This window comes from Acinetobacter sp. V116_7, from assembly GCF_056735735.1.
This window is the reverse complement of record NZ_JBWZIF010000028.1, coordinates 915,388-930,191: the sequence shown is the minus strand read 5'-3', so window position 1 is coordinate 930,191 and position 14,804 is coordinate 915,388. Positions and strand designations below refer to the sequence as shown.

The following is a 14,804-nucleotide window of genomic DNA, read 5'->3' as shown; positions in this document are numbered from 1 at the left end:
ATTTTTTTACGATTAATAGTTCTAATAGAAAATTACTCTTCATATAAATTTGACTTAATCATGAGTGGTAAACCAAGTTCAGATAATAAACCTGTCCGTGAATTTGGAACACTTTTTCTCTCTAAAGCAATAAGCTCAATAAATTCTTTATTAAATTGTTTTCTAGGATATTTTTCTAAAATTTCATTTCTAAAAGATAGGGGGAGTCTATATAGACCATCACTAATCACATCACAGGATGCGCCTTGCTGTAATAGAGTAATTTCTGCTGGGTCAGAATGATCTATATAGCCGTTCATATGTAAGCAGATAGCATCTCTAATAACTTCACTTTTCTTCTCATCAAAGCTATGTTCTTTAGCCTTTAGCTCAAATTGTTTAGCACTCTCATAGGTAAAACAGTTACAACCTTTACTATGAATATGTTGCTCAGTTAAGCCAATATCATGAAAAAGTGAGGCTATTAAAAGTGATTCATGGTCATATTGCTGATTTTGTATATTGCCTAAGGCAGCTCCCCAGAAATAGGTCCGCCATGAATGATTGTAGATAGATATATTTGCTTTAGCTTCTAGTTCATCAAGCGCGACTTTAACCATTTGAGTATCTGGTATTACGATCTGATCGATATCAAAATCATCGGAAGTTTTGAACCGAAAGTAATTTATTTTTATAGAGGCCATAATACTTGGCAGCATAATTTTTTGAATTAACTTAATTTTCTCTTTGAAATTGAGCTGACCATTTGTAGTTTGCATCCAGTGATATGAACCAATTCTTATAGTTTTCATTAGTAAATCTCATTTTAGAGTAATTACTCTAAAATATTATCATAGATGATTTTTTGCAAGTTGGATCTTTTAAAATATCGATAGAACTTTGATTGATAGACGTTTTATAAACCCCAATTTAACAATAAATTTTAATTATTTATCCTTACTTTTTAATGATCTATTTTAATACGATTGTCATTTCGTGTGCTTGACTGCAAAAGGGTTGGGCACTATTCTTTGCCTGCTGGCCTACATTGCCAGGTGGTTTTGACAGACCACATAGGACCGCATCAGACTTATTCCTTTCTGAGGGATAGTCTTATGTGCACACCTCGTTCCCTCCCGTAGCGGTAGGGCGGGAGTGGGACACCTTCGGGTGTGCTGGAGTCCTACCAGTCTGTCAACCCACTTCCGTTCTGCCACCATAATTTTAATGTTTTGGCAGAACTCCCAATAAAAAGGAGTTGGCCCATGCACATTGATAAATTTTTGGCAGCCTTTGCCAAAAGCTATAACGATACAACTTAAACATTTAAAGCAGTTTGATAGCCATAAGCTTTTCAGGCTTTAATTCGTCACGACCAAAAACTTAATCAACAATAAAACTTGAGATGTGCCAAGCACAGTCTTTACGGCTTTGCTATGCCTTTTTTTCTCCCCAAAACGGCAGCGGTTTTTATATCTCATTTATATACAACAATAATTTTTTATAACGGTAAAAATATGCCACATTCAGATCTCCCATTTCGTGCTTTAAGCGTACTGCACACTTCCCGCTATCTTTTTAATAAATACGGCTTTCACAATGTCGGGGTAGACCGAATTATTGAGTCGGCGAAAATCCCCAAAGCGACTTTTTATAATTACTTTCACTCAAAAGAAAGGCTAATTCAAATGAGCTTAACCTTTCAAACAGATGGCCTTAAACACGAGGTGCTTTCCATTATTAATGTTCAAAAAGAATTAACCTTAGTTGAAAAATTGCGCAAGCTTTACTTTTTACATGCCGACTTAGAAGGGCTTTATCATTTGCCGTTTAAAGCTATTTTTGAAATTGCGAAAACACACCCAAAGGCCTATCAGACTGTAGTTGACTATCGAAACTGGTTTATTAATGAAACCTATAAACTGCTTTTAACAACGAATGAAAATACTTCAAAGCAAGATGCACACATGTTTTTGTTTGTGATTGATGGAGCAATGGTTCAGCTTTTAGATCCCAACAAACCAGATGAAAGAGAGCGGTTACTTGAGTATTTTTTGTTGGGGTTTGGGTAATTTTTTTTGATTATTTAATAGCCTAAGTGTTTAAGGGTTATATGTCATTTTTAGACAAAATTGATGTCATTAGCACACAAGTCGAGCCAATATAAATATGTTGAAATCAGATTTATCAAATGGGACTGAAATAAATCAGCAAGCCCAAAATTATCGATATTTATTAAATATAATTTATTAATTTGTGGTGAAGGAGATTCAAAAACTATCAGAGTTAATAAATATTATATTGAGCTAGAAATAATCGTTATACCAAGTTTTTAATTATAAAAATATAAAACTTGGAAAGTGATTAATTATATTTAAAGGAAAGGATTCTATGTATATATCTAAACAAGGATGTATAGGTACACTCGTGCTTTTATATACTATGAGTGCAAATGCAGAAGTGAACCTAAAAGATAATTTTAAGTTCACAGCTAATTTTATTGATTTAGCGATGTATAGCCAAGAAAGTAATGTAGATGACAATTTTACTAATTCAGCAGGTTTGTTTTTAAATACTGAAATTAAATTAGCGAATGAAAGTCAGGATTTTGGGGTTTTAAAAGCACAATATGTGTTTAATGGTTTAAATGATGATGCACAGCTAAATACCTCAAACAATTGGTTTGGCGGAGTAGGAAGTTATGTTGGTGGAGCAATTGCTGCCAATGATTTAGCTTCATCCCAACTCAGTTTACTGACTTGGGATAAGTATTGGAATGATAAGAAACTCTATACTTCCGTTGGGCGTACCAATCTAAGACGATATTTCCTCTATAACAATTGTCAAAATATCCTGTTGTGTACTGACCCGATCAAAGGGGCAATGGGTTCATTGCCGACTAACTATGCGTATTGGGGTGGTTATGCCAAATATAATTTATCAGACCATATCTATATGCATGCAGGGGTTTTTGAGGTCAACACAGATGATTATGTCTATAAGAAAAAAGGATTAGATTTTTCCTTTCATCATCAACTAGGTTACACCCAAGTATATGGTGTGGGATATAAAGATAAAAATAGTAAAGCAGAGCTATTATATTTCTATAATAATTCTGAATATCGTAATGCATATACTCAAGAAAAATATGATGGTACAGATGGTTTCAATTTTAGATTTAATCATGATTTTAATAATCAGAATATTCCAACTGTATTTGGTGCTTACTCATATATTGATGAGAAAAACCAGCCTTATAAAAATTATTGGGAGCTTGGATTAAGCTACAAAATCAATCAAGGTAAAAATCATTTAGGCGTGAAATTCGGTCAGTCTCAACTCAATAATGATTATGTTTTAATGACAGAAAAAATTAATGGCAATAATAATAAAACAACCTCTTTTCTTTCTTTAGATACCGATATTAATTACAAACGCCTGACTCTAAGCCCATTCGTACAATACATCTGGAATCCAGATAACTACTACCGCTCTACAGGAAAAGCCTTCAATAGCAATGTGATTGTTGGTTTAGTCACTCAAATTAAGCTCTACTAAGGGAAAAAAAGATGAAGATTACAAAAATGAGCCTACTGTTCACTGGTCTATTCGTCAGTAGTGTCGCTTGTGCTGAATATAGCTGTCAGCAATTGGAACTAAAGGACTGTCCAACGACCGTGGATAAAAAATTACCTGACCCACATGATATGTTGACATGGACGCAACAGCAAAGGGTGGTGGGCTTTCGAAATACATTCCGTAGTTATGATGGCAGTGTTTTTCATCCTGATAAGAAAAACGTGCTTGCACTCCCAAAACTAAAGAACAGTATTAAAAATAAAGATATCCATTACTCAGTAGATGGTAAAAATTATAATTTAAATGACTACTTAAAAAATCAAAGTGTTGCAGGTCTGATTGTATTAAAAGATGGCAAAATTGCTTATGAGTATTACGGACAAGGGAACAATGAAACGACTTTATGGACTTCTCGTTCAGTGGCAAAGTCTATTGTAGCAACATTAATTGGAGTTGCTATTCAACAAGGTAAAATCAAATCAGTAGATGATCCAATCATTCAATACTTACCAGATTTGAAAGGAACTGCTTGGGAAAAAGTATCCTTAAAACAGCTTTTGCAGCACACTTCGGGTGTTGAGTGGAATGAAAACTATAAAGATCCAAATTCAGATTTTGCAAAAATGACCTATTGTGAGGCAGCTAATAATCCAGATGCTTGTGTCTATAAAAATGTGAAAAACCTGAAAGCGAAATATGAACCGGGAACGGTATGGTCATATAGCACAGGTGGGGCATATCTGGTGGGTAAAGTGTTAGAAGCAGCAACGCATCAGAATATTGCGAAATATCTAGAAAATAACGTCTGGAAACGGGTAGGTATGGAGCGAGAAGGTGTTTGGCAATCTTATACCCGTAATCAAGTTGACATGGGTGGACATGGGTTTAATGCAACGTTACGTGATTATGCGCGTTTTGGACAATTTATATTGAATGAAGGACGTGTTTCTAATGGCGACAAGATGTTACCCGATGGTTGGACAGCCCAAGCGACCAAATGGAATCAAGCGAAAGGCTCTGTCTCAGAAAACTACCCAAAAGGAATATATGGTTTTCAATGGTGGAATTCACATGCTAAAAAAGGTTCGCCATTAAGCACACAAAATTCTGATGAAACTTTTTGGGGACTGGGTATTTTTGGACAGATGTTAGCCATTAACCCTAAAGACAAGATTGTTATGATGCAGTGGAGTACATGGGAAACTGCAATGCCATCTGCTGAACTTGATAATGAAAAAAGTTTATTTTTTAATGCGGTAACTCAGCATCTTACCGAGCAAAAATAAGCAGTTTTCTATAGCTTAGATTGTCACGAAATTTTAACTTGATATTTAACAAAGGTAATTTTAGAATCCGCCCAACTAATTTTTAGGAGCTTCAATGTGAGTACTTGCTCGAGTGACAGTAGTCGATCGGTAATAGTCTAAGTATCCACTGAAGTCCTGACAGACCTCTTTTTGTGGATGCAAGAAGAGGTTTTTTATTTCCATCTTTTCATTTCTATTATTAACCTATGATTTATTCATGACGGGTTGCAGTACTAGCATATGCTCCATAACTTATGGGAGTGATGCCAGTGGTATTTACTTTAAAGAAACGCTCACTTATTTCAGGTTTCTGTTTATTGGCTTTATCTAACGCTAGCCATAGTGGACGACCTATGGTTGTTGACGATGCAGCTCTTGTTTCTCCAAAAACCTGTCAACTCGAAACATGGATGCAGCATAATCCTGACAACAAAGAATATTGGGCAATGCCTGCCTGTAATTTTGGTGGTAATTTTGAATTTGCTGTAGGGCTGGGAAGAGTAAACGATGATACTGAGCACGTCAGCTATACAACCTTACAAGGTAAAACCTTATTAAAGCCTTTAGAAACCAATGATTGGGGAGTTGGTTTTTCTTTTGGCACACAAATAAATACTAAAGATTCATCTAAGAAAGATTGGACGGTCAATGTTCCATTAAGTATTTCTACTTTCGATGATAAATTTTTAATCCATGCCAACCTTGGCTGGTTACGTGAAAATACCACACATAAAAACCAGACCACGTGGGGAATTGGAACCGAAACACAACTTACTCATCCATTAACGCTCACTGCCGAAGTATATGGTAATGACCGAAACGACTCCTTTTACCAAACAGGTTTTCGATACATGGTCTATAAAGACTTTGTTCAGTTAGATGCAAGTTATGGCAATCAAATCTCTCATCAGGATAATGCTTTTTTCTCTGTCGGATTTGTATTCCTAACAAATGCTTTTTTACCTTGATGATTTAGAAATCTCTTTATCTATCAATAAATCTGATAGATTCTAACTTTTGATATCAGATAAATACATTTATCCTAACTGAACTTGAGCACAACCTTTTGAAGTGCTCCTCTTTATGGTTAGATTTTTAGGTATTTAAAAAATGAATAAAATGCACGTAACTTTAGCGGTAATTATTGGCTTAATTGTTGGTGGAGTAATAGGTGCTCTAGGTTACTCTAAAACTGCTGCACGTTATGACGCGATGACTACAGCCTGTGTCATGGTAAATCAAGCTGTTGAACATGGCATCTTGAAGCCAGAACAAGTGAAAGAGCTAGGTGAGCTAACAGGCCAAAGCCTTAAAAAGGATTATGAGTCTGTTGCATCCAAATTCAAATTCTCTGAAAAGCAATTAGGTAACGCATCTGAAGGCTCTAATTGTAGTCAGTTTATTGTTGGGGTGAATGCCGCAAAATAATGAGTAGGAAGCCCACAGTGTGTGGGCTTTTTTTATTAGAGGCTATACTGAACATCTAATCTACAGACTGCTATAATCGCGTTCAGCCTTAAGATCACCACAAAATCTAAGGGATAAGCTCGTCTTAAAGACAGGCATATTGAGATTGCAAACAAGTCTGCTAGGAAATATGAAACGTTATCTAAAGCAAATTGAATCAACCACTTCTAACTGGACAACAGAGCAAGACTGTTTCTTGATAGAAAATAATTCACTATCAATTCACGAACTCACAGAACACTTGCCTTTTTCTGAGGAAGAAATAAGAGTGCGTAGATCTGTTTTGGGTTTGATGCGACGTGATAAACAGATGAAAATATATTAATTTTACCAATTGGTATAAAATAATATGAAAGTAAATGTTTCTAATTATCTCTATTCAACCATTCATTTTGTGGATGAGTTATCAAAACCATAATTTTTTTAGGTGTTTTTTAGGCTATCTTTACACAAGATGCTAATTACTTACAAACCACACCTATAAGATTACCTTTGCTTACACTTCTTTGAGCATAATCAAAGTCATAAAAGATTTTTAGATCAGCACTTTATAACAATAGTACGGAGAGAGGTTAATGCCAAAGTATTTAGCTGTAGCCGAAAAGGTTTATAAAAATATTAAAAAAGATAGCTTATTCACTGATGACATTACTCAGAATCTTAACTGTTTAATTAGTCAGATTCGAAAAGCGATCAAGGGAACTGACTTTAAGCTCAAGTTCAACTATATAGATTTTGAAGAGAACTTAACCAAACCTTTAAGTGAATGCAAAGTTCAAATTGACTTGAGTGTCATGCCAAAATTTGCAAATGAAGGAGAGTATCTTCTATGGTTAGCTGGTTTTATTGAACGAATTACGGAAGGTGGAAAACCTAAATTGCCACCAATTTCGCAATTTCTTCCACCAGGTTTTAAGATGTCAAAAGATGCATTTCCTGTATCTGTAGCTCCTCAAAAAGAAGAGCATGCAGACATGATTATCAATTATTTTAAATCTGAAGATTTTAGTAAAACCAATAAAACTCCCTCATAAAAAGAATGTAGAAGTGACCGTCCACCACACTTCTATATACTGCTGGTTTAACTTCAGCGACCGCCTTCTGGGGCGGTTTTTTTTGTCTTAATCTCATCCTAACTAACTTTTAATATTGTCTAAATTTAGATTTTAGAAAATATTAAATGTATACAAATGTGCAAATATCTATTGAATTATAATAAATAACAATATCTTAAGTGTATTTGTTAATAAAGAAAAATATACGGTTTTCACATAAGCAATGTGTCAAGTAACGCAATTAAACATTTAGCTGTTCATAATCTTTAAAAAAAGGGGAATATAAATAATATGAATGAAAATGCCGAGTTAATTAAATACATAGACGTTGCTGAAAATGTATATGAACGTATTTATGAAAATAACCAAGTTTCAAACAACTTGATTGTTAACCTCAATCGAATTATGGCTGAAATCAAAAAGCAGGCCGAAGAAAAAGATTTAAAATTAAAGTATAACTCTATCGATTTTGAATATTGCCTGAGTTTGCCTTTGGCAGATAGAGATATAAAAATTGATTTAAGTTTGATTCCTCATTTTGAACATCGTGATGAATGTATTTTATGGCTAACCAATTTTATTGGAAAAATTAGTGTGCAAAAAAGGATGATAAGGCAGAAACTAAATTATCATTAAAATGAATTAGATTTTAAATGCATGAACGAACCGTCTTTAGACGGTTTTTTGTGGGTGAAATATATAATATGATTTACCACAGATTGACACTCCATAATTAGAAAATGACATAGAGCGCTTTAAAATGAAAAAGCTTGTAATGACTTTTGCTGTATTAATTCAATTATCGACCTATAGCGTAGCCAATGATTCTACGGGCTACGTCGGTACGGGTGGGATTCAATATCTCAAAAATTCGCAGATCGCCATGCAAAGCGAAGATCTATTTATTAGTAAAAAACGAATTAAAGTCGACTATCTCTATAAAAACCTAAGCAATAAAGACGTTACTGAAACGATTTTATTTCCGCTACCACGCATTGATAATTTTTTTGAGTCTGACTTTGCTCACACCGAAGAGCTTTTAAAAAGTTTTAAGATTGTGGTGGATGGTAAAAATATTAAACCCGAAATGCATGTACGAACGTTTATTCAAAAAGATGAGAAATCACCGCTGATTGATGCAACTGATGAGTTTAAGCAGTGCGGTTTTACTGAAAAAGACATGCTTAATCCGTGGCTGCGTAATAACTATGATTATGAATATTATGTAGATAAGCTAAAGAAGTGTAATAAGCCACAAATACAGAAAATCTTAGCCAATTTTAGAAAAGATGATGTAATTCCATGGTCATCTCAAGTGATCTATAGTTGGAAGCAGACCTTTAAAGCCAATAGTTTGACTAAAATTCAGCATGAATATAAACCTTTGGTGGGTGGTTCAGTTGCTCTCTATCCAGACGAATATAACCAGCAATTTTGTATAGATAAACAATTTAAGCAGGGCTTAAAAAAAGCCAGTTCAGAAAATTCGCCGTTTAGTGCCCTGGGCTATATTTTGACAACAGGTGCAAATTGGGCAAAGCCGATTGAAAACTTTAAGCTCACCATTGAGCGCGATAAAGACGAACTGGTTTCATTTTGTTGGGACGGGCAAGTCAAAAAGATTAGCCCAACTCAATTTCAAATGACTAAAACCAAGTTTGTACCAAAACGAGACTTAGATATTATTTTTGTCAAAGTTAGATAAGCTCATACAAACTCTAAACTGTATAAAATTGCATCACTCTTGATTGTGTGACATAACTTAATGATGGCACATAATAACAAGAGGATGCCGCAATGTTGCTTAATGGAAAACTGGCTGTCATTTTTGGAGGCAGTGGAGCAATTGGCACTGCAATTGCGAAGGTTTTTGTTCGTGAAGGTGCACATGTTTATTTGTGTGCAAGAGATATAAATAAACTTCAAAATATTGCGGCACAACTACATCAACTTGGGGGCGTGGTTCATACGGCCAGCGTTGATGTATTAGACAGTCAGTCCATAAATAATACCGTGGCTCAAATTGTTCAAGATACAGGTGGGCTAGATTTAGTCATCAATGCGACTAGTTTTATCCATAACCAAGGCAAAGAAATTTTGGAATTAAATCTTGATGAGTTCGTCGGGGGAATACATCCATTTCTTACAGCTCAGTTTAATATATCTAAAGCTGTGGTGCCTTATATGGGCGGCGATCGTGGCGGAACAATTATTTCAATTGTGGCACCTTCAGCGCGGATGGCAATACCGGGCCATCTGGGGCATATTGTGGGCTGTGCCGGAATCGAAGCTTTTATTAAAGCACTGGCTAGTGAGCTAGGGCCTAAGAATATACGAGTACTGGGTGTTCGCTCACATGCAATTGTTGATGCTGTTCAAGCTGGTTCCTACACGCGTGAACTATTTGAGTCTAAAGCACAGGCAATGGGGCTTAGCATAGGACAATGGTTAGAAGGTGCGGCCCAGAGCACTATGCTAAAACGGCTACCCACGCTTTCTCAGGTTGCAGAAACTGTGGCTTTTCTAGCATCCGAACATGCGAACTCAATGACTGCAACCGTGGTAAATATGACGGCTGGTGCAATAATTGATTAGTGCAATTTATTTTTAATCCAATAATCTAAACTAAAGTAACGGCCACCTCCAAGCACAAGCAGAGCAAGCAACATAACCATGTAGGTCGCAGCAAATTCAATTCCATTATTTAAAATAACAAACGAACCGCTCGATGTAAGCCAGTCATAGTTGCCATAGTTCTGTAGAATTTCACGAGCTTTATCTAACTTTTCAGCGGAGGCCAATACTTGCATGTTTGCGAAGGGTGCATGCGGGTCAGCAATTGCTTGCCATCCATTAGGGAGATGTACCGTAAATATTGCAACTAACATTGTAATAATGAGTGGGATACTAATTAAACGGGTAAACAGACCTAATGTTAAAAGTATTGCACCTGCTAGCTCAGTTGCTGTTGCAAGCAAAGCCATTAAATAGGGGAAAGGAAGTCCTAATCCTCCATCTGAGTTGCCGAACCATTCTACAATGTCATTGAAGTGCATTAACTTATTTATGCCTGCCATCCAAAATATGGGGACTAGGTACAATCGAATAGCCAGCGCTGCAATGCCATCAATATGTTGTAGGGACTCGCCGAGGCGTTGATAGTATTTACATAAGCCATAAATAAAGTTCTTCATAATAATTTCACATCCATTGCGATTGAATAATAATTAGTCGGATGGAAGCTGTATTTCTTACATAAAAAAATTTTTTATTTACGGTGTAATAAAAAAGGATTTGGTCCGTCTAACTTTATGTACATGTGTACAAACCGAGAAATTATCATTAAAGGAATACGAAAATGAACAAACTCAACTCAATGACTTCAGTGGCAGCATTATTAGCACTTTCAGTTGCAGGAGCTACGCAAATGGCTGTAGCAGCAACCAATACAACAACCGAAGTACATGCAACCAAAGCAGCCGATGGTAAATGTGGTGAAGCGAAATGCGGAGCCAACAAAATGAAAAAACATGAAAAATCTGCTGAAGCAAAATGTGGAGCAGCTAAAAAAGCAGCCGATGGTAAATGCGGTGCAACTAAAAAAGCAGCGGACGGCAAGTGCGGTGCAGATAAAAAAGTTGCTGATGGTAAGTGTGGTGCCAAGTAAACAATTTAATCATGGATGATGTCGGCCTTCTAGTAAGTGTCGGCATCATTTCCAAAAGGAGAAATCACCATGATGGAGTTGAATGGTGTAGGGCTTGGTTTAAGACGAGATTTCATAGATTCGTTTCTAACAGCAAAAACATATCCGGACTTTATTGAGGTTGCCCCAGAAAATTGGCTAGGTTTTGGTGGTCGACATGCAAAATTACTTGCACAGTGTGCTGAAAAAGCGCCGTTAATTTGTCACGGCTTGTCATTATCTATAGGAGGGCCGCATCCACTTAATCTCGAATTTATAGGTAAAGTAAAAAGCTTTTTAGAACAATACGAAGTGCCTATTTATTCTGAACATTTAAGCTATACAAATGATGGTGGCTATTTATATGATTTGTTGCCAATACCGATGACAGAAGCCGCGGTTAAATATGTGGCTGAACGCATTTTGCGTGTACAGGATATTTTAGGGAAAAGATTAGTCATAGAGAATGTTTCTACTTACGTCATGCCGAATGCCGAAATGAGTGAAGCCGAATTTATTCGTGAAGTGATTCAACATGCTGACTGTGATTTGCTTCTTGATGTAAATAATGTCTATGTCAACAGTACCAATCATGGTAGCGATGCATTCGGATTTATTCAGAACATGCCAAAGGAACGAATTCGTTACTTACATATTGCTGGACATGAAAAAGTTCAGAAAAATTTATTAATTGATACGCATGGTGCAGAAGTTTGTGACCGTGTTTGGGAGCTATTGAGATATACCTATCAAGTGTGTGGAGTAAAACCGACTTTATTAGAACGCGACTTTAATATTCCATCATGGCAAGAATTAGAAGAGGAACTCGCCAAAATTAAACTCATTCAACAACAGGAGAGTGGCTATGAAGGGAAATCAAATATCCTTCCAAACCATGCAGCAACAGTTTTGTGACTGGATTCGTGATCCTGATTTGGAAATACCTCAAGCACTTCCTGCTCAACGAATGCAAATTTATCGGGACTTACTTTTTAATAATGTCAGCTCATTTATTGAGTTAGTTTATCCAGTAGCTCGTGCGATGTTACCAGAATTAAAGTGGCAACAATCGCTTTTAGAGTTTTTTCAAAAAGCTAAGAGTCGCTCACCTTTATATAATGATATTTCTTTAGAGTTTAGAGAGTATTTAACAGCACGACAGCATCCAATATTGCAAGAATATCCTTGGTTGGCTGAATTATTGCAGTTTGAATGGCTAGAATTATATTTAGACACTGTTGAAATTGAAGATGTTGTTTTACATGAAAATTATGCTTGGCAGTTAACCACCAAAGTATGGGTATTGGTTTATCAATATCCTGTTTATAGGTGGACGACTTTAACGACACCAGAACAAGTAGAACTTGCACCGGGTGCAGTAATGGTCTGGCGCGATGAACAAGATAGGGTATGTATTGAACAACTCTCTCCACTGTTTGCTATGCTGATTGAACAGTTAACTCAAAATATAACGTTAACTGATCATGATATTTTTACACTCATTCAATCGGTACTAGCTGACTTGTCTGAGCCTGAAATTTATCTGCAAATTCAAGAACTAAAAAATCTACTAACTCGGCTACAATTAATTCAAATTCCCTATAATTTAAAAGAGGCATAAGGATGACTTCAGCCGCTGCATCACGTCATGACGACCTAGGGGATCAACTGCATAATCCAGCCTTTTTACAAGACTTAAGACAGCAAATGATTAAATTTGCTTTTTTACAGTTGTCTTCGCTTCCGCAAGCTGAGGATGTAGTGCAAGAGGCATTAACGAGCGCTTTTCAAAATTTAGATTCATTTAAAGGGCGGGCTGCGTTCAAAACATGGGTATTCGCGATTTTAAAAAATAAAATTATTGATGTAGTTAGGCAAAAGTCGCGCTTGGTCGCAATGTCTGAATTATTTAAAGATGAGGAAAGCGAACTCAGTGTCGACGAGTTATTCGATGCATCAGGGCACTGGCATAAATATGAAGCCCCTCAAGTATGGCAAAGCCCTGAAGAAATGATAGAGCAGTCAGATTTCTGGATAATTTTTGAAGCTTGTTTAGATCATTTGCCAGCCAAATATGCTCAGGTTTTTATGATGAGAGAAGTGATAGAGCTGAGTTCCAACGAAATTTGTAGCAAGCTGGAATTGTCTATTTCAAATTTTAATGTGTTGATGTATCGAAGTCGTACCCGATTACGGGAATGCTTAGAAAATAAATGGTTATTGAAGGAGGATTGTTCATGTTGACATGCCGACAAGCCACTCAACTATTGTCTGAAAAGCAAGATAGACCGCTGTTTTTACGCGAGCAAAGTAGTTTACAACTGCATTTGTTGGCGTGTCGATCATGCCGCCGTTATGCAAAACAGATCAAAACAATTAGTCAGCTTTCTAAAGCATTTAAAAATTTGGATGGCTAACTTTAGTTAAAAATTTATTTATTGCTGGCCTTAACGCGTTAAAAGCTTACATACTATAAAAGTGAAGGAATTTTTAAGACAGGATGAAACGTGAATTTAAAGAATCTTGAAGCATTTTATTGGGTTGTGACTTTAAATAGCTTCAATAAGGCTGCGACTAAATTGCAAACTACCCAGCCTGCGGTATCTCAAAAAATCACATCTCTTGAAAATGAATTAGGCTTTAAAGTTTTAGATCGAAATTATCGGCAGTTTAAACCGACTCATAAAGGCTTAACTTTATTTAAGTACGCCGAAAAATTTATGCGTTTAGAAACTGATTTGGTGGCAGAGCTTACCGAAAACCAGCACCTGACTGGTACCATTCGTTTAGGCGTTTCCGAAACCATTGTTTATACGTGGTTGGTCGAATATATCGAAAAGGTTCAACAAGAGTTCCCAAAAATTTCAGTAGAAATTGTGGTAGACCTGACACCGAACTTACAAGAAGGTGTTCGGACAGGCGATTTAGACATGGCTTTTTTGCTTGGACCAACGCTGGCTTTTGAGTGTATTGAACAGGCCTTGTGTGATTTTGAATTAAGTTTCTTGGCTTCACCTTCCTTTAAAGGCGGTGTAGCTCAAATGTCTTTTAAAACATTAATGTCACATACCATTTTAACTTACCCCAAAATTACCTATCCCTATAAAGAATTGAAAGCCAGAATGAAAGAACAGGGAATTGATGAACCACTCTCAATTACCAGTTATTCATTAGCGACTTTATTGCGTTTAGCCGAGCAGGGCCTAGGAATTGCTGTGGTGCCGACTTTAACGGCTTTAAAAGAAATTACCGACGGACGACTAGAAATATTAAACACACCCATTCAGTTAAAGACGTTTCATTTCACCTCAATCTACATTCAAGGAAATGATGTTGCCTTGAAAGAAAAACTAACCGAAGTTGCCGTTAGGGTGTCGGAAAGTGCCATGAAAAGCCTCAATGAGAAAATCCAAAAATAAGCGATACTTTTATTTCTCATAAAATATTTTCTCTTATTTTAAATAGGCTGCTTGCATGCAAAGTCATAAAAGCAGCTTATCTCTTTCAATAAGTAAAACTTATCCTGCTTTTTAAATAAAATATAAACCATTTAAAATCAAATGCTTGAGTTTTTCATTTTATGTAAAAAGTCTTATTGTCCGTAGGGTTTAGCTATGTTTTTATTTTAGATACAAGATTTGATCGCCGATTGTACTGATTGGGGAACAGGGAATCTTTGTCATTTTAAAGGATTAAAGAATATTGTTTGGGAAAAATGATGTTCTTGGTTCA

18 protein-coding genes are annotated in these 14,804 nt (G+C 36.0%); 16 read left to right on the top strand and 2 right to left on the bottom strand.

The features are described from left to right. Positions 1–32: 32 nt before the first annotated feature. Positions 33–791, bottom strand: a complete 759-nt coding sequence (locus AC1PJP_RS18320) for an HD domain-containing protein (protein ID WP_005303870.1) — start codon at positions 789–791, stop codon at positions 33–35. Between the two features lie 705 nt (positions 792–1,496). Between AC1PJP_RS18320 and AC1PJP_RS18315 the strand changes: the two genes are divergently transcribed. From AC1PJP_RS18315 to AC1PJP_RS18270, 10 genes are all read left to right on the top strand, one after another. Then, positions 1,497–2,051 (top strand): TetR/AcrR family transcriptional regulator, encoded by a 555-nt coding sequence (locus AC1PJP_RS18315; protein WP_479768257.1) that lies wholly within the window; start codon positions 1,497–1,499, stop codon positions 2,049–2,051. A gap of 319 nt (positions 2,052–2,370) precedes the next feature. Continuing rightward, positions 2,371–3,537 (top strand): carbohydrate porin, encoded by a 1,167-nt coding sequence (locus tag AC1PJP_RS18310; protein ID WP_479768023.1) that lies wholly within the window; start codon positions 2,371–2,373, stop codon positions 3,535–3,537. Between the two features lie 11 nt (positions 3,538–3,548). Further along, entirely contained in the window at positions 3,549–4,844 is a 1,296-nt protein-coding gene (locus tag AC1PJP_RS18305; RefSeq protein WP_479768021.1) for a serine hydrolase domain-containing protein, read from the top strand. Between the two features lie 284 nt (positions 4,845–5,128). Continuing rightward, positions 5,129–5,833 (top strand): hypothetical protein, encoded by a 705-nt coding sequence (locus tag AC1PJP_RS18300; protein WP_479768019.1) that lies wholly within the window; start codon positions 5,129–5,131, stop codon positions 5,831–5,833. A 142-nt stretch (positions 5,834–5,975) separates the two neighbouring features. After that, on the top strand, positions 5,976–6,293 hold the full coding sequence (locus tag AC1PJP_RS18295; protein WP_005041709.1) for a hypothetical protein: 318 nt from the start codon (positions 5,976–5,978) through the stop codon (positions 6,291–6,293). A gap of 169 nt (positions 6,294–6,462) precedes the next feature. Continuing rightward, on the top strand, positions 6,463–6,657 hold the full coding sequence (locus tag AC1PJP_RS18290; protein WP_479768017.1) for a hypothetical protein: 195 nt from the start codon (positions 6,463–6,465) through the stop codon (positions 6,655–6,657). A gap of 250 nt (positions 6,658–6,907) precedes the next feature. After that, a complete protein-coding gene (locus AC1PJP_RS18285; protein ID WP_004642270.1) occupies positions 6,908–7,366 on the top strand; it encodes a hypothetical protein in 459 nt (152 codons plus the stop codon). Between the two features lie 312 nt (positions 7,367–7,678). Beyond that, positions 7,679–8,023, top strand: coding sequence for a hypothetical protein (locus AC1PJP_RS18280; RefSeq protein ID WP_045435682.1), 345 nt, complete (start codon positions 7,679–7,681; stop codon positions 8,021–8,023). Positions 8,024–8,147: 124 nt separating this feature from the next. Then, positions 8,148–9,092 (top strand): DUF4424 family protein, encoded by a 945-nt coding sequence (locus AC1PJP_RS18275; RefSeq protein ID WP_479768015.1) that lies wholly within the window; start codon positions 8,148–8,150, stop codon positions 9,090–9,092. A 92-nt stretch (positions 9,093–9,184) separates the two neighbouring features. Then, the gene (locus tag AC1PJP_RS18270; RefSeq protein WP_479768013.1) at positions 9,185–9,982 is read left to right on the top strand and encodes an SDR family NAD(P)-dependent oxidoreductase; all 798 of its coding nucleotides are present in this window, start codon (positions 9,185–9,187) and stop codon (positions 9,980–9,982) included. On the opposite strand, the gene AC1PJP_RS18265 is transcribed toward AC1PJP_RS18270, so the two are convergent. Then, positions 9,979–10,581, bottom strand: a complete 603-nt coding sequence (locus AC1PJP_RS18265; RefSeq protein ID WP_151767694.1) for an HvfX family Cu-binding RiPP maturation protein — start codon at positions 10,579–10,581, stop codon at positions 9,979–9,981. The two genes, AC1PJP_RS18270 and AC1PJP_RS18265, sit on opposite strands and share 4 nt — an antisense overlap. 164 nt (positions 10,582–10,745) lie before the next feature. On the opposite strand from AC1PJP_RS18265, the gene AC1PJP_RS18260 reads away from it, so the two are divergent. The 6 genes from AC1PJP_RS18260 (at position 10,746) to mumR (ending at position 14,491) form a co-directional block, all read left to right on the top strand. After that, positions 10,746–11,054 carry an HvfA family oxazolone/thioamide-modified RiPP metallophore gene (locus tag AC1PJP_RS18260; protein ID WP_004702533.1) on the top strand — a complete coding sequence of 103 codons (309 nt, stop codon included), beginning with the start codon at positions 10,746–10,748 and terminating at the stop codon, positions 11,052–11,054. 69 nt (positions 11,055–11,123) lie between these two features. Further along, on the top strand, positions 11,124–11,987 hold the full coding sequence (locus AC1PJP_RS18255) for an HvfB family MNIO-type RiPP peptide maturase (RefSeq protein ID WP_479768011.1): 864 nt from the start codon (positions 11,124–11,126) through the stop codon (positions 11,985–11,987). Further along, positions 11,938–12,693 carry an HvfC family RiPP maturation protein gene (locus tag AC1PJP_RS18250; protein WP_479768009.1) on the top strand — a complete coding sequence of 252 codons (756 nt, stop codon included), beginning with the start codon at positions 11,938–11,940 and terminating at the stop codon, positions 12,691–12,693. The genes AC1PJP_RS18255 and AC1PJP_RS18250 overlap by 50 nt, the downstream gene beginning before the upstream one ends. A gap of 2 nt (positions 12,694–12,695) precedes the next feature. Continuing rightward, entirely contained in the window at positions 12,696–13,316 is a 621-nt protein-coding gene (locus AC1PJP_RS18245) for an RNA polymerase factor sigma-70 (RefSeq protein WP_151767698.1), read from the top strand. Next, positions 13,310–13,489, top strand: a complete 180-nt coding sequence (locus AC1PJP_RS18240) for a zf-HC2 domain-containing protein (RefSeq protein ID WP_002048456.1) — start codon at positions 13,310–13,312, stop codon at positions 13,487–13,489. Before AC1PJP_RS18245 ends, AC1PJP_RS18240 begins: the two co-directional genes overlap by 7 nt. Before the next feature lie 90 nt (positions 13,490–13,579). After that, positions 13,580–14,491 (top strand): LysR family transcriptional regulator MumR, encoded by a 912-nt coding sequence (mumR, locus tag AC1PJP_RS18235; RefSeq protein WP_005303905.1) that lies wholly within the window; start codon positions 13,580–13,582, stop codon positions 14,489–14,491. Positions 14,492–14,804: the final 313 nt, after the last annotated feature.

Excerpts from the sequence above, each read along its gene's own strand:
- AC1PJP_RS18320 (WP_005303870.1), bottom strand. The coding sequence starts at position 791 with ATGAAAACTATAAGAATTGGTTCATATCACTGGATGCAAACTACAAAT.
- AC1PJP_RS18270 (WP_479768013.1), top strand. The coding sequence starts at position 9,185 with ATGTTGCTTAATGGAAAACTGGCTGTCATTTTTGGAGGCAGTGGAGCA.
- AC1PJP_RS18300 (WP_479768019.1), top strand. The coding sequence starts at position 5,129 with ATGCCAGTGGTATTTACTTTAAAGAAACGCTCACTTATTTCAGGTTTC.
- AC1PJP_RS18240 (WP_002048456.1), top strand. The coding sequence starts at position 13,310 with ATGTTGACATGCCGACAAGCCACTCAACTATTGTCTGAAAAGCAAGAT.
- AC1PJP_RS18280 (WP_045435682.1), top strand. The coding sequence starts at position 7,679 with ATGAATGAAAATGCCGAGTTAATTAAATACATAGACGTTGCTGAAAAT.
- AC1PJP_RS18310 (WP_479768023.1), top strand. The coding sequence starts at position 2,371 with ATGTATATATCTAAACAAGGATGTATAGGTACACTCGTGCTTTTATAT.
- AC1PJP_RS18255 (WP_479768011.1), top strand. The coding sequence starts at position 11,124 with ATGATGGAGTTGAATGGTGTAGGGCTTGGTTTAAGACGAGATTTCATA.
- AC1PJP_RS18265 (WP_151767694.1), bottom strand. The coding sequence starts at position 10,581 with ATGAAGAACTTTATTTATGGCTTATGTAAATACTATCAACGCCTCGGC.
- AC1PJP_RS18260 (WP_004702533.1), top strand. The coding sequence starts at position 10,746 with ATGAACAAACTCAACTCAATGACTTCAGTGGCAGCATTATTAGCACTT.
- AC1PJP_RS18295 (WP_005041709.1), top strand. The coding sequence starts at position 5,976 with ATGAATAAAATGCACGTAACTTTAGCGGTAATTATTGGCTTAATTGTT.
- AC1PJP_RS18245 (WP_151767698.1), top strand. The coding sequence starts at position 12,696 with ATGACTTCAGCCGCTGCATCACGTCATGACGACCTAGGGGATCAACTG.
- AC1PJP_RS18305 (WP_479768021.1), top strand. The coding sequence starts at position 3,549 with ATGAAGATTACAAAAATGAGCCTACTGTTCACTGGTCTATTCGTCAGT.
- AC1PJP_RS18285 (WP_004642270.1), top strand. The coding sequence starts at position 6,908 with ATGCCAAAGTATTTAGCTGTAGCCGAAAAGGTTTATAAAAATATTAAA.
- AC1PJP_RS18315 (WP_479768257.1), top strand. The coding sequence starts at position 1,497 with ATGCCACATTCAGATCTCCCATTTCGTGCTTTAAGCGTACTGCACACT.
- AC1PJP_RS18290 (WP_479768017.1), top strand. The coding sequence starts at position 6,463 with ATGAAACGTTATCTAAAGCAAATTGAATCAACCACTTCTAACTGGACA.
- AC1PJP_RS18275 (WP_479768015.1), top strand. The coding sequence starts at position 8,148 with ATGAAAAAGCTTGTAATGACTTTTGCTGTATTAATTCAATTATCGACC.
- AC1PJP_RS18250 (WP_479768009.1), top strand. The coding sequence starts at position 11,938 with ATGAAGGGAAATCAAATATCCTTCCAAACCATGCAGCAACAGTTTTGT.